Here is a 21,304-nt window from a genome sequence, read left to right on the forward strand (position 1 = left end):
TAGGTCGGCGGGGCACGGCCGCGTGGGGGAGCAGGGTCCGCGCTCCGCCCTCACCGCCGCTCGCGCCGTGGATCAGGCGGCGCGGACCTCGCCGAGGAAGTCGGCGACGACGCGGGCGAGCGTCGACGACATCTCGCCCATGCGCTCGGAGGCGCTGCGGACGTCCTGGGCGTCGTTGGAGGTGCGCTCGGCGGCGTGGGCGACGCTGTCGGCCCGGTCGCTGGCGGACTGGGCGCCGAGCGAGGCGGTGCGGATCCCCGCGCCGATGTTGCGCGTGGCGCTCGTCTGATCCTCCATGACCGAGGAGATGGCGACGGCCGACGTCTTCAGCGCCTCGAAGCGGCGCAGGATGTCGTCGATCACGCCCACGGCCGCCCGGGTCTCCTTCTGGATCTCGTCGATCTGGCGGGCGATGTCGCCGGTGGCGTTGGCGGTCTGGTCGGCGAGCTGCTTCACCTCGTGGGCGACGACGGCGAAGCCCTTGCCCGCCGCGCCCGCCCGCTCGGCCTCGATGGTGGCGTTGAGGGCAAGGAGGTTGGTCTGCTCGGCGATGCTCGCGATCATCGTCGCGACGTCGTTGATCGCCTCGGCGGCGGTGGTGAGGCCGGTGACCCGCTTCGACGCGGCCTCGGCAGCCTCGGCGGCCTCGTCGGTCTCGCGCTGGGAGGCGCTGACGCGGGAGCTGATCTCGGTGATCGAGGACTGGAGCTGGTCGACCGCCGCGGCGACCGTCTGCACCGCCTCGTTGGCCTGGTTCGAGGAGGCGAGGGACTCGGTCGAGCCCTGGCGCGCGACGTCCACCGCCTCGGCGAGCGAACTCGAGACGTCGAGCAGGACGTGCGCCATGTGATCGACGTCCGTCAGCGTCTCGGTCGAGCGGCGGCGGAACTCGGAGACGGCCCGGTCGACCCGCTTGGCCCGCTCCACCTCGGCGGCCTGGGCGGCGTTCTGGACGTCGAGCAGATGGATCCGCTCCTCCTCGTTCTGGCGGAACACTTCGAGGGCGCGGGCGATCTCGCCGATCTCGTCGTCGCGCTCGGCTTCGTCGATGGCGATCGAGAGCTCCCCGCCGCTCACCCGGCCGAGCTTGTCGACGATGGAGCGGATCGGGCGGCGCAGCTGCTGCACGGTGATGATCGCGAAGGCCAGCGAGACGAGAAGCACGCCGAGGCCGAGCGCCACGGTGATGATCGTCTGGCGGTAGGTGTAGCGCGAATAGGCGTCCGCCGCATCGAGAAGATCCGCCGTAGCGCGCGTCTCGAGCTGGCGGAAGAGGTCGATGCGGTCGGTCGACGCCGCGAACCACTGGGGACCCGTGTAGCCCTCGAGGGTGCCGCCGAACATGCTGTCGTGGGCGACCTCGCGCAGCAGCGTCACCTTGTCGGAGGCGGGATTCTTGAGTGTGGCGTCGATGTAGGCGACCATCGCCGGTGTCGCGTGCCGGCGGGCGGTGTCGAGATAGGCCGTCTGCTGGGCGCCGAGCTCGATGAAGCGGCGATAGACAGGGTGGCGGAAATGGCCCGCGCCGAAGCCGTTCGCCCCCATCGCCCGCTCGATGCCGGCCCGCTCCTTGGCCTCCATCAGGGCGGAGAACACGATGGCGCGGCGCAAGGTCTCCGCGTCGGACACGTTCATGGCGCGGTGCTCGGCGAGCGTCAGGATGTCGCCGATCAGCGAAGTGTAGTGGCGTGCCATGCCCTCGACGGTGATGGTCAGGTCCTCGACCTGGCCGCGGATGTCGGGCAGCGCGGCGAGCGCGCTGTCGATGCGGCCGACGAGCTCGGGCTCGGCGACTTCGCCGCCGCCCTCGTCGGTGAGCCTCGACATGACCTCCCCCATCGGCACGAGCGCCTTGTCGGTGGCGATCCGCTGATCCTCCAGAAGCGGGGCGAAGGTGCCGCCCCGCGCCCCGATATAGCCGGCCGACAGACCGCGCTCCTTCTGAAGCTCATGCACCAGGTCGCTCATCGTCGGCGCGACGGCCGCCAGGATCTCGACGTGATGCAGCTCGTTCAGCCCTTCGAGCTTTTCCGTCACCGCCCGGCCCGAGGCGATGGCAACGCCGATGATGGGTATGGCCGCGACCAGCAAGATTCGCCCGCTCAAGCGCATACGTCTACCGCCTCTGTCCACGCGACTGGAGACCCTTTGATAGTGGGCCAAGGTTTCGCGAGCCTCGGCTCGGCGACGATCGGGGTGGTGCCGCGGGTTCCTCCGTTGCGCTAGATCGAAGGTGACACGCGGCATCGGGCCGCCGAGAGGAGAACGAGGATGGGTCACAGCGCGATGGGCGGAGCGGAGCGGCGGACGGCATGCTGATCACCGACGGGACGCCCGCACAGTCCTTCATCGGCTACGTGATCGACGTGCCCGACGAGCCGGGGGAGGGGGCGGGCGTCGCCGTGTCCCTCGACATCACCGAGGACCACTTCAATCGCCACGGCACCGTGCATGGCGGCATCATCGCCGTGTTGATGGACACCGTGTGCGGCATGCAGTGCTCGTTCGAAGGCGACCCCAAGGCGTTGCCGAAATGCATGACGCTGTCGCTCACCACCCAGTTCGTCGCCCCGGTGCGGCTCGGCCGGGTGACCGCGCGGGCGCACAGCGCCGGCGGCGGCAAGCGCATCCGCTACCTCAACGCCTGGCTGGAGGACGCCGACGGCAAGACGCTGTCGACCGCCAGCGCCGTGATGCGCATGGTGTGATTTCGCCGGAATGAACATTGCCGCGCCGCGGGGATCACCTAACGGCGCGGAATGTTTGCGGGTTTCGCGAGACTATCCATTCTGGACAAAACTCTTGCTGCAAAGGATTGCAGTGCGCGCGATGGTCCGCCCCGACCCCACGGGGTGGCCCCTCCGGCCGAACGACGCCGACCCGAGATCGGCGCGCCATAACGACAAGAACGGAGTGAAACGCATGAAGATTGGGACGCATTTTGCCGCGCTCGGCGCGGTGGCTCTCGTCGCCGCGCCCGCGGCCGCCGCCGACACGATCACCATCGGCATCACCCAGAACAACGTCGGCGTCGACAGCTACCAGACCACCTATGAGCGCGCCTTCATCGAGGCCGCCGACGCCGATCCCGACGTCGAGACCGTGGTGCTGGACGCCGGCGGCGACGTCGCCCGCCAGATCGGACAAATTCAGGACCTGATCCAGCAGAAGGTCGACGCCATCATCATCTGGCCCACCAACGGCCAGGCGGTGGTGCCCGCCGTGCGCCAGGCGGACCGCGCCGGCATCCCGGTGGTCATCACCAACAGCCAGATCGCCGAGGCGGGGTTCGACTTCATCAAGTCCTTCTCCGGCCCCAACAACATCGTCCAGGGTGAATATTCCGCGCAGATGATGTGCGACGCCCTCGGTGGCAAAGGCCAGATCGTGCAGATCTCCGGCCAGCCCGGCTACACCACCGCCATCGAGCGCCAGAAGGGGTTCGAGGACGAGCTCGCCAAGTCGTGCCCGGGGGTGACCATCATGGAAACCCAGCCCGGCGACTGGAACCGCGAGAAGTCGCAGCGCGTCATGGAGAACTTCCTAACGAAGTACGACAATATCGACGGCGTCTATTCGGGCGACGACAACATGGGGGTGGGCGCCCTCAACGCGGCCAAGGCGTCGGGCCGGGCGGACGGCATGGTGTTCATCGGCGCCACCAACTTCGCCGTCGGCTACGAGGCCATGGGGCGTGGCGAATATTGGGGCTCGGTCTACCAGTCGCCGGTGGAGGACGCCAAGAACGCCCTCGCCACGGCGAAGGCCATCGTCGAGGGCGAAGAGGTGCCGTTCCTCAACTATTTCGACACGCCCAAGATCACCAAGGACAACATGAGCGAGTTCGAGAAGCCCGTCTTCTGATCCCGCCGGCGCGCCCTCTCCCCCTTCCCGAAGGGGGGCGCGCCTCCTGGCGTTCGGCCCGCACCCCGCGGGCCCGATCCCGAGGTGACCCATGAAGGCCATGCTGTTCTGCGGCGGCTGGGAAGGCCATTCGCCCGAGATTTTTCGCGCGTGGGCCGACGATCTCCTCACCCGCGAAGGGTTCGAGGTCGTCTCCCACGACACCCTCGCCCCGCTCGCCGACGCCGATGCGATGGCGGACGTCGACCTGATCGTGCCGATCTGGTCGTCGGCCCGCTCGGCCCACCGGCCGGAGTTCGGCAACATGACGAAGGCGGAGGAGGACGGCCTCCTCGCCGCCGTCGCCCGCGGCACCGGCGTCGCCGGGTGGCACGGCCACATGGGCGACGCCTTCCGCGACCGGCCCACCTACCATTTCCTGATCGGCGGCCAGTTCGTCGCCCACCCGCCGGGCTGGCCCGACAACCCCGTCCCGTCGGACGATTTCATCACCTACGACGTGACCGTCACGCGCCCCGCCCACCCCATCATGGAGGGCATCGGCTCGTTCAAGCTGACGTCGGAGCAGTACTACATGCTCGTCGACCCCTCCAACGAGGTGCTGGCGACGACGACCTTCTCCGGCGACCACCTGTGGTGGATCGAGGGCACGGTGATCCCGGTGGTGTGGACCCGCCGCTGGGACCGGGGCCGCATCTTCTACACCTCGATCGGCCACACCCTCGACGATCTGAAGGTGCCGCAGGTGAGCGAAATCGTGCGCCGCGGCGCCCGCTGGGCCGCCAAGATGCACTGAGGCGGCTGCAAGAGACCGACCCGGCACCAGAACCGGGCGGGCCAACAGGGAGGACGAGATGACAAGCGACACCACCGGCGCGCCCCCACGCGCGATGCTGCCCACATGGAGCGACGTCGGACACCTGGCGCAGCGTCAGGGCATCCTGATCGCGTTCATCCTCTTCATCATCGCCTTCTCGTTCACCTCCGAGCGGTTCGCGAGCTGGGACAACGCCTCCACCGTGTTCCGCCAGGTGTCGATCATCGGGACCATGGCGCTCGGCGTCACCGTCGTCGTGATCGGCGGCAATCTCGATCTTTCCGTCGGGTCGATGCTGTCCTTCGCCACCGTCCTGGTGGTGGATCTCCACGACAAGATCGGCCCGGCGCCGGCGATGGCGATCACCCTCGTCGCGACGCTCGCCATCGGGGCGGTCAACGGCATTCTGGTGGGCTTCCTGCGGCTCAACTCGCTGATCGTCACGCTCGGCATGCTGTCGGCGATCCAGGGCGTGACGCTGATCTATTCCGGCGGCCAGAACGTCGACATCACCGACCAGGAGGCGACGTGGTTCGCCTTCTTCGGCCGCGATTTCCTCCTCGGCGTCGCCGTGCCCACGTGGATCTTCCTGGGGCTCGCGGTGGTGTTCCAGATCGTGCTGACGCGCACAGCCTACGGGCGGCGGGTGTTCGCCGTCGGCGGTAACCCGATGGCGGCGACCTTTTCGGGCATCCGCCGGTCGTACGTGGTGTTCTCGACCTATCTCGTCTCCGCCTTCACCACCTTCTGCGCCGCGCTCATCCTCGGCAGCCGCGTGATGGGCAGCCAGAACAATGTCGGCCAGGGCTATGAGCTGATGGTGCTCGCCGGCGTCATCCTCGGCGGCACGTCGCTCCTGGGCGGCTCGGGCTCCATGGTGAAGACCGTCATCGGGGTGCTGATCCTGGGGTTCATCCAGAACGGGCTCCTTCTGATGGGCTACCAATATTACGCCCAGTGGCTCGTCACCTGGGTGGTCATCATCCTCGCCGTGTGGCTGGACGTCGCCTCCAAGCGCGGCCGCCTCTTCACCACCACCACGTGAGGAGGGCGCGATGACCAAAACCCTCCAAAGCCTCACCCATCTGTCGCGCCTCACGGTGGTGCCGCCGATCTGGCTCTTCACCCTCGCGTGCGCGCTGTTCTTCACCGTCACCACCGACAATTTCGCCGAGATCGGCAACCTCACCAACATCTTGCAGCAGACGTCCACCATCGGGCTGATCGCGCTCGGCATGACGGTGGTGATGATCAACGGCAACATCGACCTGTCCGTCGGCGCGGTGGTGGCGCTCGCCGCCTCCCTTGCCGTCGGGCTCCAGAGCGACATCGGCACGCTGCCGGCCGTCGCCGTCGGGCTCGGGTCCGGCATCGCGCTCGGCTTCCTCAACGGGATGATCGTGTGGAAGACCGGGGTCGACGCCTTCATCGTCACGCTGGGGGCGATGATCGGGGTCCGCGGGCTCGTCTTCGTCTACACGCAGGAGCAGTCCTTCTTCGCGATGGACTTCGCCTACTCCGACTTCGGCATGTCGCAGACGCTGGGCTTGCCGACGCTCGCCTGGGTGTTCCTCGGCTTCACCGTCGTGATGCACTGGGTGATGACCTCCACCGTCCACGGCCGCAACGCCTACGCCGTCGGCGGCAACCGGGAAGCGGCGCTCAACGCGGGCATCCGGGTGGGCCGGCACATGGTCGTCAACTTCATGATCGTGGGCTTCTTCGCCGCCCTCGCCGGCATCACCCTGTCGACGCAGATGGGGGCCTCCACCCCCAACTTGGGCCGCGAATACGAGCTTTGGACCATCACCGCCGTCGTCCTCGGCGGCACCAAGCTCACCGGCGGGGCGGGGTCGATCCTCGGCACGCTGGGCGGGGTGCTCGCCATCGGCATTTTGCGCAACGGCATGAACCTGATGCAGGTGCCGGCCTTCTACGTGCTCGTCATCCTGGGGGCGATCCTCATCGCCGTCCTCTTCATCGACCGCCAGGTCAACCGCGCAGGCTCCGAGGAGGTGGAGGCATGACCGCCCATCCCGCCGCGATCCATTCCGCCGCCGAGCTCGACGATCTGCGCCGCCGCGCCCCGCTCCTGAAGCTCGACGGGATCACCAAGACCTTCCCCGGCGTCGTCGCCCTAGACGACGTGAGCCTCGAGGTGCGGGCGGGCGAAGTCCACGCGCTGCTGGGTGAAAACGGCGCCGGCAAGTCCACGCTGATGAAGATCCTCGCGGGCAACCATCAGGCGAACCGCGGCCAGATCCACCTCGAAGGGGAGGTGGTGCACTTCGACAACCCGATGCAGGCGAAGGAAGCCGGCATCGTCCTCATCCACCAGGAGCTGTCGCTGGTGCCGGAAATGTCGGTCGCGGAGAACATTTTTCTGGGCGCGCTGCCGAGGGGGATGTTCGGCACGGTGAAGTGGCGCGTTCTCCACGCCGTCGCCGCCGAGATCCTGAAGACGCTCGGCTGCAAATTCTCCCCCCGCGACAAGGTGGGGCGGCTTTCCATCGCCAACCGGCAGATGGTGGAGATCGCCCGCGCCCTCGTCTTCACGCCCAAGGTGGTGGTGTTCGACGAGCCCACCGCCTCCCTCACCGACGCCGAGAAGGTGGTGCTGTTCGAGATCATCCGCGGCCTCACCAAGAAGGGGGTGGGGGTCGTCTACATCTCCCACCGCATGGACGAGATCTTCACCCTGTCCGACCGGCTCACCGTGCTGCGCGACGGCAAGGTCCGCGGCACCCTCGAAACCAGCGAGACCAGCGAGGACGGCGTCACCCAGTTGATGATCGGCCGCTCGCTGGAGGGGCGGACGAAGCGGGCCGCCGGCGCGTTCGGCCCGGTGGCGCTGGAGGTGAAGGGGCTCACCTGCGGCTCGCTCTATCACGACGTGTCGTTTCAGGTGCGCAAGGGCGAGGTGGTGGGAATGTACGGCCTCGTCGGCGCCGGCCGCACCGAGGTCGCCGAGACCCTCTTCGGCCTCCGCACCCCCGACGCCGGCGAAATCCGCATCGACGGCGAGGTGGTGGCGATCGACGCCCCGCCCGCCGCCATCGCCCGCGGCCTCGCTCTGGTGCCCGAAAGCCGCAAGGAGCAGGGCCTCGTCCTCGGCATGAGCTGCCGGGACAACATGTCGATGGCGAAGCTCTCGGGGGTGACGGGCCGGTTCGGCTTCCTCAAACCCCGCGCCGAGCAGGCGATCTACGACGAATACGCCAAGACGCTCGACCTGCGCGCCCCCGGCCCCGCGGCGCTCGCGGTGAACCTGTCGGGCGGCAATCAGCAGAAGGTCGTCATCGGCAAGTGGCTCGCCACCGACCCCGAGATCCTGATCCTCGACGAGCCGACCCGCGGCATCGACGTCGGCTCCAAGTCGGAGATCCACGACCTCATCCGCCGGCTCGCCGCCTCGGGGCTCGCGGTGCTGGTCATCTCGTCGGAAATGCCGGAGATCATGGGGGTGTCGGACCGGGTGCTCGCGCTCTATCACGGCCGCATCGCGGGCGATTTCGACGCCGAGACGCTGACGGAGGATCGCCTCGTGCAGGCGATTTCCGGCCTGTGAGCGGGCCGCGGACCATGCGCGAGGCGCTGGCGCCGGAGAAGGTCGCGAGCCGCGCGCTCGGCACCGGCCTCACCCGCCACGAGATGCTGCGCTTCCTCGACTTCATCGAGGAGATGCAGACCGAGGCTGGCCTGGTGCTGCCGCACTCGACGCCCGACGCCTACCTCCACATCACCATCCACCTGATGCGCAACCACATCGAGGGCAAGCTCACCACCATCTCGACCCTCGCGATGGCCTCGCGCGCGCCCTATGCGACCGCGGTGCGCCGCATCCGCGAGATGGAGGCGGACGGGCTGATCCTGTCGCGGCCGCGCACCAGGACGGGCAAGTCCTTCTCGCTGCATCCGGCGCCGGCGCTGATCGAGGCGTGGCAGGACTACGCGCACCGCATCAAGCTGGTGGTGGGGCGCACCGTGGGCCTCGGCGAGCAGGAGGAGGGGGCCGACTATTACTTCGGCGGCTCCTACCTCAAGGCGCGCATCATCCCGTTGCCGGCGATCCACACCGAGCCCTTGAAAATCGCCGCGCCGCTGCGCCTTCTCGTCCACGCCGACCCCACCTTCATGGCGATGGACAGCCTCAAGCGGCAGCTCGAGAACGTGCTCGGGGCGCAGATCCGCTCCCGCGCGCTGTCGATCGACCGGCTGCGCCTCGAGGTCTTGCGCAACGCCGAGGCGCAGGCCTCCGCCTACGACATCATGGCGGTGGACCTGCCCTGGATCGGCGAGCTCGCCGAGGGCGGCATGGTCGCCCCGCTCGACGCCTTCGTGGAGCGCGAGGGCGTCAACCGCTCCGACTTCCACCCCGCCGGCTGGAATGGCGCGCGCTATCGCGGCGCTCAGTACGGCATCCCGATCCAGACGACGCCGGAGCTTCTCGCCTACCGCACCGACCTCTTCGAGGAGGCGGGCATCGCGCCGCCCGACACCACCGACGCGCTGCTCGACGCGGCGCGGCGGCTGCACCGGCCGGAGCGCGGGCTGCGCGGCATCGCCTGGAACGCTGCGCGCGGCACCCCGCTCGGCCACACCTTCCTGATGGTGATGGGCGCGTTCGGCCAGCCCGCCCTCGACCTGCCGCCGCTGCCCGACGGGTTCGACGCCAGCGTCGCCCACCAGCCGCTGCGGCCGATGTTCGACACGCAGGAAGCCGCCGAGACGGCCGACTTCCTGCGCGCCCTCCTCGAGGTCTCGCCCAAGAACATCCTGTCGATGTCCTGGTACGAGCGCGTGGTGGCCTATGGCGACGGCGAGGTGGCGATGGCCTACACCTACACCCTCCTCGCCCCCTATTTCGAGAACGACGCGAGCCGGCCGGCGCACGGCGTCACCGGCTTCGTGCCGCATCCGGCGGGACCGCACGGCCGGCCCATCGCCCCCGTCGGCGGCTACGCGTTGGCGCTTCCGGCAAACCTTGCGCCGGAGCGTAAGGAGGCGGTGGAGAAGGCGCTCGGCGTCCTCACCTCGGCGGAGGTGTCGAAGCTCTACATCATGTCGGGCTCGCGCGCCTGCCCGCGCTTCTCGGTCAACGCCGACCCGGAGGTGCGCGCCCTGTCGCCGGCGATCACCGCCATGGACACGATGGCGCGCCAGGGCCTCCTGCACTACTGGCCCCGCCCGCCGGCGCCGCGGATCTCCGGCGTCATCGAGATCTGCGGCGAGGTCTTCCACGAGATGCTGCGCGGCCTCGTCGGCCCGCGCGACGCCCTCGCCGAGGTCCAGCGACGGACCGAGGCGCTCCTAAATCCATAAGCACGAGGAAACCGCCATGGACCCCAACCGTCTGAAGGGCAAGAACGTCATGATCACCGGGGCCGCCCAGGGCATGGGGGCGGCCATCGCCGAGTACTACGCCGCCCAGGGCGCCAACGTGTGCATCGGCGATATCAACGAGGCGGGCGCGAACGAGGTCGCCGCGCGCATCAACGCCGCCGGCAACGGCAAGGCGATCGCCCTGAAGCTCGACGTGACGAAGCGTGCCGACAACGCCGCCGCCGTCGCCGCGACGGTCGACGCCTTCGGCTCGCTCAACGTCGCCCTCCTCAACGCCGGCCTCAACAAGCCCCGCTTCTTCATGGATATCGACGAAGACAACTGGGACATGATCATGAACGTCAACGCCAAGGGCGTGCTGCTCGGCATGCAGGAGGCGGCGCGGCAGATGATCGAACAGGGCAAGGACGGCGGCCCCTACAAGATCATCAACGTGGGCTCGATCGCCTCGCGCACCACCTTCGACGACGTGGTGCCCTATTGCTGCTCCAAGCACGCGGTGCTCGCGATGATCACCGGCGGGGCGCGGGCGCTGGTGGAGCACAACATCACCGTCAACGGCTACGGGCCGGGCGTCGTGCGCACCGAGTTGTGGGAGCAGCTCGACAAGGATCTCGTCGAGATCGGCAAGTTCAAGAACCCCGGTGAATCGATGGATTCGCTCGCGGCGAACATGATCCTGATGAAGCGCTATTCTTATCCAAACGACGTGATCGGCACGGCCGCCTTTCTCGCCAGTCCGGAGTCCGATTACATGACCGGCCAGCTCATCATGATCGACGGTGGCATGGTCATGCAGTAGCGCGTGGCACGATCGTTTGCTCTTGCGGGCAACTGACTCTAGTTTGTCTTCCGAGTGAACCTTGGTGAGCGGCAGGAAACGTTGCCGACGCGCCCTGCTCCTTGCCGCACGCACACACGCGGAGGACGATCATGCACAAGACCCTCGCGCTCACGGGCGCGCTCCTTGCCGCCGTCTGCGGGTCCGTCACGGGCGCTCTGGCCGACGACTATCCCACCAAGCCGGTGGAGTTCATCGTGCCATGGTCGCCGGGCGGCGGCAGCGACACCTTGATGCGGATCATCTCCAACAACGTCGAGCCCTATCTCGGTCAGCCGATGCCGGTCATCAACATGCCGGGCGTGTCGGGCACGGTCGGCCTCAAGGAAGCCGCGCAGCGCGACGCGGACGGCTACACCATCGCCCAGATCCACGAGGGGCTTCTGGTGTCGAACGCCACCGGCCTCACCGATCTCAACTGGGACACCTTCGAGCCGGTCGCGCTGATGACCGCCTCGCCGCAGTTCCTGGTGGTGAACGCCGACAGCGACTGGCAGACCTTCGAGGAGTTCGCCGAGTACGCCAAGGCGAACCCCGGCGCGATCAAGGTGGGCGTGACGCTCGCGGGCGTCCCCCACCTCCACGCCGCGATGATCGAGGACGCCATCGGCGCCGAGTTCTCCTACGTGGGCTACGAGGGCACCGGCCAGCGTATCCGCGCCCTCGTCGGCGGCAACCTCGACGCCGCGATCGGCGACATCGCCTCCTCGCTGCAGTTCGTGGAGAACGGCGACCTGCGCTTCCTGGCGGTGGGCTCGGCGGAGCCCATGGCGGCGGTGCCGGACGTGCCGACCCTCAAGTCGCTGGGCTACGACATGGAGCTCGCCGTCACGCGCGGCATCGTCATGCCGAAGGGCTCGCCGGACGCGGCGCGCGATACCCTGGAGGCGGCCCTCGGCGAGCTCTCCGAGGACGAGACCTTCGTGGAGCAGCTCAACAATGCCGGCGCCGAGGCCGATTTCCGCGGCCACGAGGCCTACACCAAGTATCTGGAAAGCCTCGACACGGCGATCGAGCGCCTGTCCGACAAGCTCGGCGGCTGATCGCCGATGCGCGAGCCGGCAGGCTCGGGGCCGGCGCCCTCCGACGCGGCCCCGGCGGGCGAGGTCGCCGCCGAGCGCGCCCGCCTCGTCTCCTACGTGGTGCTCTTCGCCGCGGCGGCCGGGCTCTACGTCGTCTCCCTGTCGCTGCCGACGTCGCGGTGGGAGCCGCTCGGGGCGGGGTCCTTCCCCCGCCTCGTGATGGTGGCGCTCGGGGCGCTGTCGCTCGTCGCCGCCCTCGGCTCGGTGCGCAAGTTGCGGCGGCTCGGGGCGGCACCTGCGGCGAACCCGCTCGTCGCCGCCTTTTTCGCCCGCCACCGCGTAGTGGTCGCCGTGTTCGCGGCGTTCGCCGTCTATCTCGCCCTCTTGCGGCCGTTGGGCTTCGCGGTGGCGACGTTCCTCTTCCTGCTCGCCGCGCAGCTCCTCATCGCGCGGTGGAGCTGGCGGGGGCTGGCGCTCGCGATCGTCGTCGCCGCCGTCTTCTCCTTCGGGCTCAACTTCCTGTTCGCGACGGTGTTCATGGTCTTCCTGCCACGCGGCATTCTCGGCTGAGCGATGGCCGACTTTCTCACCGCCCTCGCCCAGATCTTCGCCCCGGACACGCTCCTCTACATGGCGCTCGGCTCGGTCGCCGGCATCATCGCGGCGGCGATCCCCGGCTTCACGGTCACGATGGCGATCGTCCTCACCCTGCCGCTCACCTTCACCATGGAGCCGCTGCAGGGCATCGCCGTCATGCTGTCGGTCTATGTCGGCGGCTACACCGGCGGGCTGATCTCGGCGGCCCTTCTAGGCATCCCGGGCACGCCCTCCTCGGTCGCCACCACCTTCGATGCCTTCCCGATGGCCCGCGGCGGCGAGCCCGGCCGGGCGCTCTCCCTCGGCGTGTGGGCCTCCTTCTTCGGCACCCTCATCTCGACGATCGTGCTCGTGGTGGCCGCTCCGCCGCTCGCCATCGTCGCGGTGCGGCTCGGGCCGTGGGAATATTTCTCGCTCATCGTGTTCGCCCTCACGATCGTCGCGAGCCTCGTCGGCCACTCGCTGATGCGCGGCCTCATCGCCGGGGTGATCGGCCTCGCGATCGCCACCATCGGGCCGGACCCGATGATGGGACGCCCCCGCTTCACCTTCGACATCGACATGCTGGCGCCGGGGCTGCCCTTCCTGGTGGTGCTGATCGGCATCTTCGCCATCAGCCAGCTCCTGAGCGAGCTCGAGGGTACGCCCGGCGCCCCGCGCGAGGCCGCGCTGATCCCCTCCGCCATCGACTTCAAGACCTGGCAGGTGATGCGCGAGGCGTTGGGCCAGCCGGTGAACCTCCTGCGCTCCTCGCTCCTCGGCGTGTTCGTCGGCGCGGTGCCGGGGGCGGGCGGTTCGATCGCCAACCTCCTCACCTACGATCAGGCTCGGCGCGCCTCGAAGACGCCGGAAAAGTTCGGCACCGGCGTGCCGGAGGGGGTGGTGGCCTCCGAAGCCGGCAACTCGGCCACCGCCGGCGGCGGGCTGATCCCGCTGATCGCTCTCGGCATCCCGGGCTCGGCGGTGGACGCCATCCTGATGGCCTCGCTGATGGTGCACGGCATCAGCGTCGGGCCGCGCCTCATCATGGAGAACGGCGACCTCGTCTACGGGATGTTCATCGCGATGGTGGTGGCGAGCCTGCTGATGCTCGTCATCTGCACGCTGTCGATGCGCTTTTTCCTGCGCGTCACGGCGATCCCCACCTCCGTCATCGTGCCGGTGGTGACGGTGTGCTGCGTGGCGGGGGCGTTCGCCCTCAACAACCGGGTGAGCGACGTCTACCTGCTCGGCTTCGTCGGGCTCGCGGGCTACCTCCTGAAGAAGCTCGACTATCCGCTGGCGCCGCTGGTGCTCGGGGTGATCCTCGGACCGATCGCCGAGACCAATCTGCGGCGGGCGCTGATGACGGATGGCGACTGGACGGTGTTCCTCACCCGGCCGGTGTCGGCGGCGCTCCTCGTCGCGGCGGTGCTCTCGGTCGCCTGGAGCGTGCGCAGCCACCTCAAGGGACGGCGGATGCTGCTCGACGCCTGATCGCGGGGGCGAAGGGGGAGGGGCGGACGGCGCTGCGCGCCGGCTCTGTTCGCCAAGAAGGCGAGGGGCGTTCCTCCCCTCGCGCTCCCCTCCATCTCGCCGATGGGCAGGGTTTGAGGGCAGACGGTCGCTGCGCGCCCGGCTGTCCTCGAAACCCGATGCGAGCGTGGGGAGGGCGGCACGCGCGTCAAGGACAAGCCCTTCGGGCGGCTGCGCCGTCCTTGACACGCATGCCACCCTCCCGTGCCCCGGATCGAGGTCGGGGAGTGGGGAAGGGCCGTTGCAAGAGAAGGAAGGGGCCGTCGCCCCCGGGGAGACAAAGGGGGGAGAGACTGGGGGGCGGCGGCCTGGCGGGTGAGCGCGTTCAGGCGAGCTCGGGCAGGACCCGCTCGATCTCGGCGCGGGCGGGCTCATATTGCGGCGGCAGCTTCAGCGTGCTGCCGAGCGTCGCGGCCGCCTCGTCGACGGCGAAGCCGGGGTCGTCCGTCGCGATCTCGAACAGCACGCCGCCCGGCTCGCGGAAGTAGACGGAGCGGAAGTAGTTCCGGTCCTTCTGCTCCGTGGTGCGGATGCGGTGGTTGGCGCCGAGGCGGGCCACCATCGCCGCCTGCTCGGCGTCGCTGCCGGCGCGGAAGGCGATGTGGTGGACCGAGCCCGCCCCCATGCGCGCCGGCAGGAACTCGCCGACGCCCCGGAGGTCGATCACCGTGCCGTAGGGGCCGCTCTCGGTCACGAAGCGATGGGTCGAACCCTCGCTGCCGGCCGGGCGGAAGCCGAACACGTCGGTGAGGATCGCCGCCGTCGGGGCGACGTCCTTCAGGAGGAGGCTCACGCCTTCCATGCCGCGGATCGCGACGTCGCTGCCGATCTCGCCGGTCGTCCAGGCCGCCTCGTCCGCCGCGCCCGGGACGCCGACGAGGGCGAGGCGGGTGCCGTCCGGATCGCGGAAGGGGAGCGCGGAGGTGCCGAAGCGGTGCTCGATGGTGCCGTGCTCGACGCCCTTGTCGACGAAGCGGTGGGTCCAGAAGCCGAGCGCTCCCTCGGGCACGCGGAACACCGTCTCCTGCGTCTCGCCGATGCCGAGGCGGCCCGGCGCGGCGTGCTCCCAGGGGAAGAAGGTGAGGATCGAGCCGGGCCGGCCGAGCTCGTCGCCGAAATAGAAATGATAGGTTCCGGGATCGTCGAAGTTGACCGTCTTCTTGACGAGGCGCAGCCCCAGCGTCTCGGTGTAGAAGGCCGCATTCCGCCGCGCGGGGCCGGCGATCGCGGTCACGTGGTGAAGGCCGTTCTGGGTCATGGCTGATCTCCCTCCGTCCGATCGAGGATCGGTCGGACGACCCCAAGGTAGGGTGCGAGGGGGGTCGGCGTCAGGGGTGCGGCCTTGCGTCGATGCAAGCCGAGCAAGGCGTTCGTGCTATTTTCATCGGCGCAGTGGAAAAACGGTCGTCCGCGGACGGCCACTTGTGCGGGAACCACGACATGCCCGACCGGACCAAGTCTCTCAGCTGGGACGACTTTCGCTTGATCGGTGCGATCGCCGAGGAGGGCAGCCTCGCGGCGGCGGCGGCGAAGCTGTCGTTGAACCACTCCACCGTGTTCCGCCGGCTGGCGCAGATCGAGGCGGCGGTGGGGGTTTCGCTCTTCGAACGGGGTCGGGCGGGCTACACGGCGACGCCGGCGGGGGAGGACATGGCCGGCGTTGCCGACGAGATGGCGCGCGGCATCGCCGGCTTCGTGAGCCGCGTGGAGCATCACGAGATGGCCCCCGCCGGCGACCTTCGGGTCGCGACCAGCGACACGCTGCTCGTCGATCTCCTGACGCCGGTGCTCGTCGACTTCCGCAACGCCTTTCCGGCGATCCGCGTGGAGGTGGCGCTCGGCAACCACTCGGTGAACCTGTCGCGGCGCGATGCCGACGTGGCGATCCGGGCGACGGCCAAGCCGCCCGACACGCTGGTGGGGCGGCGAATCGCCGACATCGCCTTCGCCCTCTACGGCGCCCGTTCGGTCGAGCGGTGCGACGTTGAGAACGCCAACTGGGTGCTGCCGTGCGACGATCTCTCCGGGCTCGCCTTCGTGGCGGCACTGCGCGGGCAGATCCCGGCCGAGCGGATCGGCTATCAGGTGAACTCGATCCTGGGCCTCGCGGAGGCGATCGAGCTCGGCGCCGGCATCGGCTACCTGCCGTGCTTCATCGGCGATGCGCGGCCGGCGATGGTGCGGCTCGCGGCGCCGGAGGAGACCTTCGTTTCGAGCCTGTGGCTGCTGACCCACGCCGATCTGCGGCGCACACCGAGGGTGCGGGCGTTTCTCGACTTCGTCGGCGGCCGCCTCAACGCGCTGCGGTCGTTCCTGTCGGGGGAGGGGATCGACCGCAATCGGGGCGCCGCCGACGACCGGACGGGCGCCCCGTAACGGTGCGGACGCGGCGTGGTGGTCAGGCGAGGGGCAGGCTCAGCGGCGTGATCTCGTCGGCGGAGCGGCCGAGGAAGTCGCGGCTCGGCACCGCGTCGATCATGCGGGCCTGCGCCTCGGCGAGGCGGTGGGCGGCGGCGAGCCGGTCGAGCGTCAGCACCTTGCGGTCGGCGACGACCTGGTGGCCGTCGACGAAGACGTCGCGCACGGCCCGCTCGGCGGCGGTGTAGATGAGGCTGCGCAGGGGATCGCGGGCCGGCATCATCGCCGGATCTTGAAGGTCGACGAGCACGATGTCGGCCTTGGCGCCGACGTCGATCTTGCCGAGATCGTCGCGCAGCATCGCCCGCGCGCCGCCGACGGTGGCGGCGGTGAACACCTCCGGCGTCGTCACCGCCGTCATGTCGCGGGCGGCGACGCGCGCCATGATGAGGGCGGTGCGCATCTCCTCCAGGAGGTTGTGCGGCGAGACGTCGGTGCCGATGGCAAGGTTCACGCCGGCGCGGGCGTAGCGGCCGAAATACTCGAACTGGTGGCCATAGCGGGCGACCGGGGTCGGGCAGTGGGCGACCGAGGTGCCGGTCTCGGCGAGGCGGGCGATGTCGCGCGCCCCGTCGCCGCCGACGATCGAGTGATGGTCGAGGAAGATCGCGTGGGCGAGCAGGCAGTTGGGGCCGAGCAGGCCGATCTCGTCGGCGAAGCCGAGGGGGGTGGTGCCGTAGCGCTCGGCCACCTCCTTCAATTCGTTGGTACTCTGGGCGATGTGGGTGGTGATCGGCACGCCGCGCTCTTTGGCGGCGGCGATCGAGTCGGCGAAGATATCGCGGGTGCAGGTCTCGATCTGGGCCGGGCAGAACACGCCCGAGAGCCGCCCCGACGGGTGCGAGGGCAGGCTGTCGACGAGGCTCACGGCGCGCTCGAAGCCGCGCCGGCCGACCTCTTCGTTCCAGTCGAAATGGAGGCTGAAGTCGGGCTCCATGCGCCACTCGGCCGAGCGGTAGGTGGGGGCGAGGAAGGCACGAATGCCACTCTTGGCGGCAATCTCGGGCCAGTCGTCGAAGGGGGAGGAGAGGTCGACGACGGAGGTCACGCCCGACTGCAGCATCTCCGCGTAGGCGACCTCCATCGCGGCGTGGCGCCCTTCGAGGTCCGGGCGGAAGGCGATGCTGCGCTCGTAGAGGCCGCTGTTGCCCATGCGGGAGACGCCGTGCTCCTCGCGGATGCCCTTGAAGAAGGGCTCGGTGGTCGGGTGCGTGTGGGAATCGATGAGGCCCGGCATCACCATCGTGTCGCGGCCGTCGATGATGCGGTCGGCCTCGCCGGCGAAGGCGGGCCCGACATGGACGATCCGGTCGCCGGCGAAGGCGACGTCGACGTCACGCCGGTAGACGTGGCCGCCGTTCGACCCGTCCCAGGCGATGACCCAGGCGGCGTTGCGGATGAGCGTGGTGGCGGCCGATGGCGACGTGGCGGGCATGCTGACTCCGTTCTCTGGCCTCGGGTTCATTACAATTCGCGTGCCGGCCGAGCGCGGCATTCAATCGCGCATACAACAGAATGCCGCACCTGTCGTGGCATGCTGCCTGCATCATCGCCTCCATTACGACGCTCGCCGGAGTGAGGAGAAAGACCATGACGTTCGGCACCTTATTGAAAGACGCGCGGCTGCCGGACGGTCGGATGGCCGACATCGCGCTCGACGGGGGCACGATTGCCGCGGTGACGGAATGTGGGGCGATCACGTCGACCGACGTGCCGACCATCGACATTGCCGGGGCCTGCGTGCTGCCCGGTCTCGTCGACGGTCACATGCACCTCGACAAGACGCTGATGGGGCTCCCTTGGGTGCCGCATCAGGCAAAGCCCTTCCGGATGAGCCGGATCGAGACCGACAAGTGGCTGCTGCCGAGCCTCGACCTCGACACCAAGGCGCGCGCGCTCAATCTGATCGACCGGTGTATATCATTTGGCACCGCGCACATCCGCACCCACGTCGACATCGACCTCGAGGGCAAGCTGACGAAGCTCGCGGCGGTGCTCGAGGCGCGCGAGGAGGCGAAGGACAAGGCCACCGTCCAGATCGTCGCCTTCCCGCAGAGCGGCGTGTCGCGTCGGCCGGGCACGCTCGAGCTTCTCGACGCCGCCCTCGCCGAAGGGGCGGACCTCATCGGAGGCATCGATCCCTGTGAGATCGACCGCGATCCCAAGGGTCAGCTCGACGGCATCTTCGCGCTCGCCGAGAAGTACGGCGTCGGCGTCGACATCCACCTGCACGAGGCGGGCGAGCTCGGCCTCTTCAACGTGCAGGAGATCACCGAGCGCACGCGGGTGCTGGGTCTCGCGGGCAAGGTCACGATCAGCCACGGCTTCTGCCTCGGCGGGGTCGCCGAGAGCCGCTTCAAGGCGGCGGCCGAGGCGATGGGCGAGGCGGGCGTGATGGTCTGCACCCACGGCGCGGCCGGCCTGCCGCTGCCGCCGATCATGGGGCTGCGCGAGGCCGGGGTGAACGTCTTCGCCGGCAACGACGACGTGCGCGACAGCTGGTCGCCCTATGGCGACGGCGACATGCTGGCGCGGGCCGCGCTGATCGGCTGGCGCGCGGACCTGCGCACCGACGAGGGCGTCCTGGTGGCCTTCGATCTCGCCTCGGCGGCGGGTGCCAAGGCGATCGGCATCGAGGGCTACGGCGTCGCCAAGGGCTGCCGCGCCGACTTCTTCACCGTGGCGGCGAGCGGCGCGCCGGAGGCCGTCGGCGGCCACCCGCCCCGCGATCTCGTGGTGTTCAACGGCAACCTCGTGGCGCGGGGCGAGAAGCCGCTGGCGACGCCGGTGCCGCTCGCCTCGCTGGCCGAAGGGCCGGTCGCGGCCGTCGCCTGAGGCGCTCGGCCCATCGCCGCGTTCTCGGCCGGGCTCGCTGCCGGGCCGGGGCGCTCCCGTTTTTTCTGCTGCGATCGTCTCAACCGGCCCCGGATCACTGCCGTGCTGTACTTCATCATCCAGCGAATGCTGCAATCCGTACTCGTGATGCTGGTCGTCGCGGCGATCTCCTTCGCGCTCTTCAGCTACGTCGGCGATCCGATCGAGGCGATGACGGGTGAGGACGACCCGATCGAGCTGAAGCAGCAGCTGCGGGCCTCGCTCGGGCTCGACCAGCCGATCCCGATCCAGTTCGCCCGCTTCGTCGGCAACGCCGTGCAGGGCGATTTCGGCGTCTCCTACCGGGCGCGCCAGCCGGTGATGCAGCTCATCGCGGAGCGCTTCCCGGCGACGATGGAGCTCGTCTTCGTGGCGAGCCTCATCGCCCTCTTCGTCGGGATTCCGGCCGGCATCTACACCGCGCTGCGGCGCGACTCACCGGTGAGCTACGCGTTGCAGACGGGCTCCCTCATCGGCATTTCGATGCCCACCTTCCTCACCGGCATCCTGCTAATCCTGGTGTTCTCCGTGTGGCTCAAGGTGCTGCCCTCGTTCGGGCGGGGCGAGACCGTCGACATCGGCTGGTGGTCGACCGGCTTCCTCACCGTGTCGGGGCTGAAGTCGCTGATCCTGCCCTCGATCACCCTCGGCCTCTTCTCCACCACGCTGATCATGCGCCTGGTGCGCACCGAGATGCTGGAGGTGATGCGGACCGACTACATCAAGTTCGCCCGCGCGCGGGGGCTGCGCGACCGGTCGATCAACTTCCGCCACGCCTTCAAGAATACGCTGGTGCCGGTCGTCACCATCACCGGCATGCAGGTGGGTTCGCTCATCGCCTTCGCCATCATCACCGAGACGGTGTTCCAATGGCCGGGCCTCGGCCTCCTCTTCATCCAGGCCGTCGGCAACGTCGACATTCCGGTGATGGCCGCCTACCTCGTCCTGACGGCGCTGATGTTCGTGGTCATCAACCTCGCCGTCGACATCCTCTATTTCTTCATCGATCCGCGCTTGCGGGCCGATCGCGCCGTCGCCTCGGGGGCCACCACGTGAGCGCGCCCGACGTCGACACCACGCGTGGCTTCCTCGGCCGCACGCGGGACATCTTCGCCCGCATGGGGCGGCACGATCTGTGGCTGAGCTTCCGCTCCAAGCCCGTCGTCATCGTCGCCGCGATCGTCGCCGGCGTCCTGATCCTGAGCGCGCTCGCGGCGCCCCTCATCGCCCCGCACGACCCCTACGACATGGCGAGCGTCAGCCTGCTCTATGCGGAGCTGCCGCCGGCGTGGGTCGACGGCGGCGACCCGGCCTTCCCGCTCGGCACCGACCTGCAGGGCCGCGACATGCTGTCGACCATCCTCTACGGAAGCCGCACCTCGATCCTCGTCGGTGCGGCGGCGGTGGCGCTGTCGCTCGTCCTCGGCGTCGCGGCGGGGCTCGTCGCGGGCTACGGCGGCGGCGTCGTCGATTCGGTGCTGATGCGGATCGCCGACATCCAGCTCACCTTCCCGGCGATCCTCATCGCGCTGCTGTTCGACGGGGTGGTGTCCGCGATCTTCTCGCACGGCTCGTCCGACCAGTACGCGCTGCTCGTGATCATCCTGGCGATCGGGGTGTCCAACTGGGTGCTGTTCGCGCGCGTGGTGCGCAGCTCCACGCTGGTGGAGAAGGGCAAGGACTACGTGAAGGCGGCGCGCGTCACGGGCGTGTCGTCGCTCGCGATCCTGTTGAAGCACATCCTGCCCAACACGCTGGGGCCGGTGCTCGTCATCGCCACCATCAACCTCGCGCTCGCGATTCTCGGCGAGGCGACGCTGTCCTTCCTCGGCGTCGGCCTGCCGCCCACCCAGCCCTCGCTCGGCACCCTCATCCGCATCGGCAACGAGTATCTCTTCTCCGGCGCCTGGTGGATGACGATCTTTCCCGGAGTGACGCTCATTCTTCTCGTCCTGTCGGTGAACCTTCTCGGCGACTGGCTGCGCGACGCGCTGAACCCCAAGTTGCGGTAGG

At 69.1% G+C, this 21,304-nt stretch carries 18 protein-coding genes; 15 read left to right on the forward strand and 3 right to left on the reverse strand.

Annotation, left to right across the window (positions count from 1 at the left end):
- Positions 1 to 72: 72 nt before the first annotated feature.
- The gene (locus JCR33_RS23985; protein WP_211110555.1) at positions 73 to 2,091 is read right to left on the reverse strand and encodes a methyl-accepting chemotaxis protein; all 2,019 of its coding nucleotides are present in this window, start codon (positions 2,089 to 2,091) and stop codon (positions 73 to 75) included.
- 221 nt (positions 2,092 to 2,312) lie between these two features.
- Here JCR33_RS23985 and JCR33_RS23990 point away from each other — a divergent pair, with 221 nt between their 5' ends.
- The 11 genes from JCR33_RS23990 to JCR33_RS24040 all read left to right on the forward strand — a co-directional run bounded on the left by JCR33_RS23990 (position 2,313) and on the right by JCR33_RS24040 (position 13,960).
- A complete protein-coding gene (locus JCR33_RS23990) occupies positions 2,313 to 2,708 on the forward strand; it encodes a PaaI family thioesterase (protein ID WP_198884683.1) in 396 nt (131 codons plus the stop codon).
- 214 nt (positions 2,709 to 2,922) lie between these two features.
- Entirely contained in the window at positions 2,923 to 3,864 is a 942-nt protein-coding gene (locus JCR33_RS23995) for a sugar ABC transporter substrate-binding protein (RefSeq protein WP_198884684.1), read from the forward strand.
- Between the two features lie 91 nt (positions 3,865 to 3,955).
- The gene (locus tag JCR33_RS24000) at positions 3,956 to 4,660 is read left to right on the forward strand and encodes a ThuA domain-containing protein (RefSeq protein ID WP_198884685.1); all 705 of its coding nucleotides are present in this window, start codon (positions 3,956 to 3,958) and stop codon (positions 4,658 to 4,660) included.
- A gap of 58 nt (positions 4,661 to 4,718) precedes the next feature.
- Positions 4,719 to 5,726: an ABC transporter permease gene (locus tag JCR33_RS24005; protein ID WP_211110556.1), complete on the forward strand. Its 1,008-nt coding sequence runs from the start codon at positions 4,719 to 4,721 to the stop codon at positions 5,724 to 5,726.
- A gap of 10 nt (positions 5,727 to 5,736) precedes the next feature.
- A complete protein-coding gene (locus tag JCR33_RS24010; RefSeq protein WP_198884686.1) occupies positions 5,737 to 6,708 on the forward strand; it encodes an ABC transporter permease in 972 nt (323 codons plus the stop codon).
- Complete coding sequence (locus tag JCR33_RS24015; protein WP_198884687.1) at positions 6,705 to 8,249, forward strand: sugar ABC transporter ATP-binding protein; 1,545 nt, start codon at positions 6,705 to 6,707, stop codon at positions 8,247 to 8,249. The genes JCR33_RS24010 and JCR33_RS24015 overlap by 4 nt, the downstream gene beginning before the upstream one ends.
- The gene (locus JCR33_RS24020) at positions 8,246 to 10,003 is read left to right on the forward strand and encodes an ABC transporter substrate-binding protein (protein ID WP_332461262.1); all 1,758 of its coding nucleotides are present in this window, start codon (positions 8,246 to 8,248) and stop codon (positions 10,001 to 10,003) included. Before JCR33_RS24015 ends, JCR33_RS24020 begins: the two co-directional genes overlap by 4 nt.
- A 16-nt stretch (positions 10,004 to 10,019) precedes the next feature.
- A complete protein-coding gene (locus JCR33_RS24025) occupies positions 10,020 to 10,826 on the forward strand; it encodes an SDR family NAD(P)-dependent oxidoreductase (protein ID WP_198884688.1) in 807 nt (268 codons plus the stop codon).
- 131 nt (positions 10,827 to 10,957) lie between these two features.
- Positions 10,958 to 11,908, forward strand: a complete 951-nt coding sequence (locus JCR33_RS24030; protein ID WP_198884689.1) for a Bug family tripartite tricarboxylate transporter substrate binding protein — start codon at positions 10,958 to 10,960, stop codon at positions 11,906 to 11,908.
- A gap of 6 nt (positions 11,909 to 11,914) precedes the next feature.
- Positions 11,915 to 12,457: a tripartite tricarboxylate transporter TctB family protein gene (locus JCR33_RS24035; RefSeq protein ID WP_198884690.1), complete on the forward strand. Its 543-nt coding sequence runs from the start codon at positions 11,915 to 11,917 to the stop codon at positions 12,455 to 12,457.
- 3 nt (positions 12,458 to 12,460) lie between these two features.
- Positions 12,461 to 13,960, forward strand: a complete 1,500-nt coding sequence (locus JCR33_RS24040) for a tripartite tricarboxylate transporter permease (RefSeq protein WP_198884691.1) — start codon at positions 12,461 to 12,463, stop codon at positions 13,958 to 13,960.
- Positions 13,961 to 14,324: 364 nt separating this feature from the next.
- Here the strand turns inward: JCR33_RS24040 and JCR33_RS24045 are convergent, their stop codons facing one another.
- On the reverse strand, positions 14,325 to 15,257 hold the full coding sequence (locus JCR33_RS24045) for a ring-cleaving dioxygenase (protein WP_198884692.1): 933 nt from the start codon (positions 15,255 to 15,257) through the stop codon (positions 14,325 to 14,327).
- A gap of 182 nt (positions 15,258 to 15,439) precedes the next feature.
- Here JCR33_RS24045 and JCR33_RS24050 point away from each other — a divergent pair, with 182 nt between their 5' ends.
- Positions 15,440 to 16,375, forward strand: coding sequence for a LysR family transcriptional regulator (locus tag JCR33_RS24050; RefSeq protein ID WP_198884693.1), 936 nt, complete (start codon positions 15,440 to 15,442; stop codon positions 16,373 to 16,375).
- A 22-nt stretch (positions 16,376 to 16,397) separates the two neighbouring features.
- Here JCR33_RS24050 and JCR33_RS24055 read toward each other — a convergent pair whose 3' ends face one another.
- Entirely contained in the window at positions 16,398 to 17,852 is a 1,455-nt protein-coding gene (locus JCR33_RS24055; protein ID WP_198884694.1) for an amidohydrolase family protein, read from the reverse strand.
- A gap of 155 nt (positions 17,853 to 18,007) precedes the next feature.
- Here JCR33_RS24055 and JCR33_RS24060 point away from each other — a divergent pair, with 155 nt between their 5' ends.
- The 3 genes from JCR33_RS24060 (at position 18,008) to JCR33_RS24070 (ending at position 21,303) form a co-directional block, all read left to right on the forward strand.
- Positions 18,008 to 19,252, forward strand: coding sequence for an amidohydrolase (locus JCR33_RS24060; protein WP_198884695.1), 1,245 nt, complete (start codon positions 18,008 to 18,010; stop codon positions 19,250 to 19,252).
- A gap of 102 nt (positions 19,253 to 19,354) precedes the next feature.
- On the forward strand, positions 19,355 to 20,347 hold the full coding sequence (locus tag JCR33_RS24065) for an ABC transporter permease (protein ID WP_198884696.1): 993 nt from the start codon (positions 19,355 to 19,357) through the stop codon (positions 20,345 to 20,347).
- A complete protein-coding gene (locus JCR33_RS24070) occupies positions 20,344 to 21,303 on the forward strand; it encodes an ABC transporter permease (RefSeq protein WP_332461263.1) in 960 nt (319 codons plus the stop codon). The genes JCR33_RS24065 and JCR33_RS24070 overlap by 4 nt, the downstream gene beginning before the upstream one ends.
- Position 21,304: the final 1 nt, after the last annotated feature.

This window comes from Acuticoccus mangrovi (assembly GCF_016411865.1).
Classification (GTDB): Bacteria; Pseudomonadota; Alphaproteobacteria; order Rhizobiales; family Amorphaceae; genus Acuticoccus; species Acuticoccus mangrovi.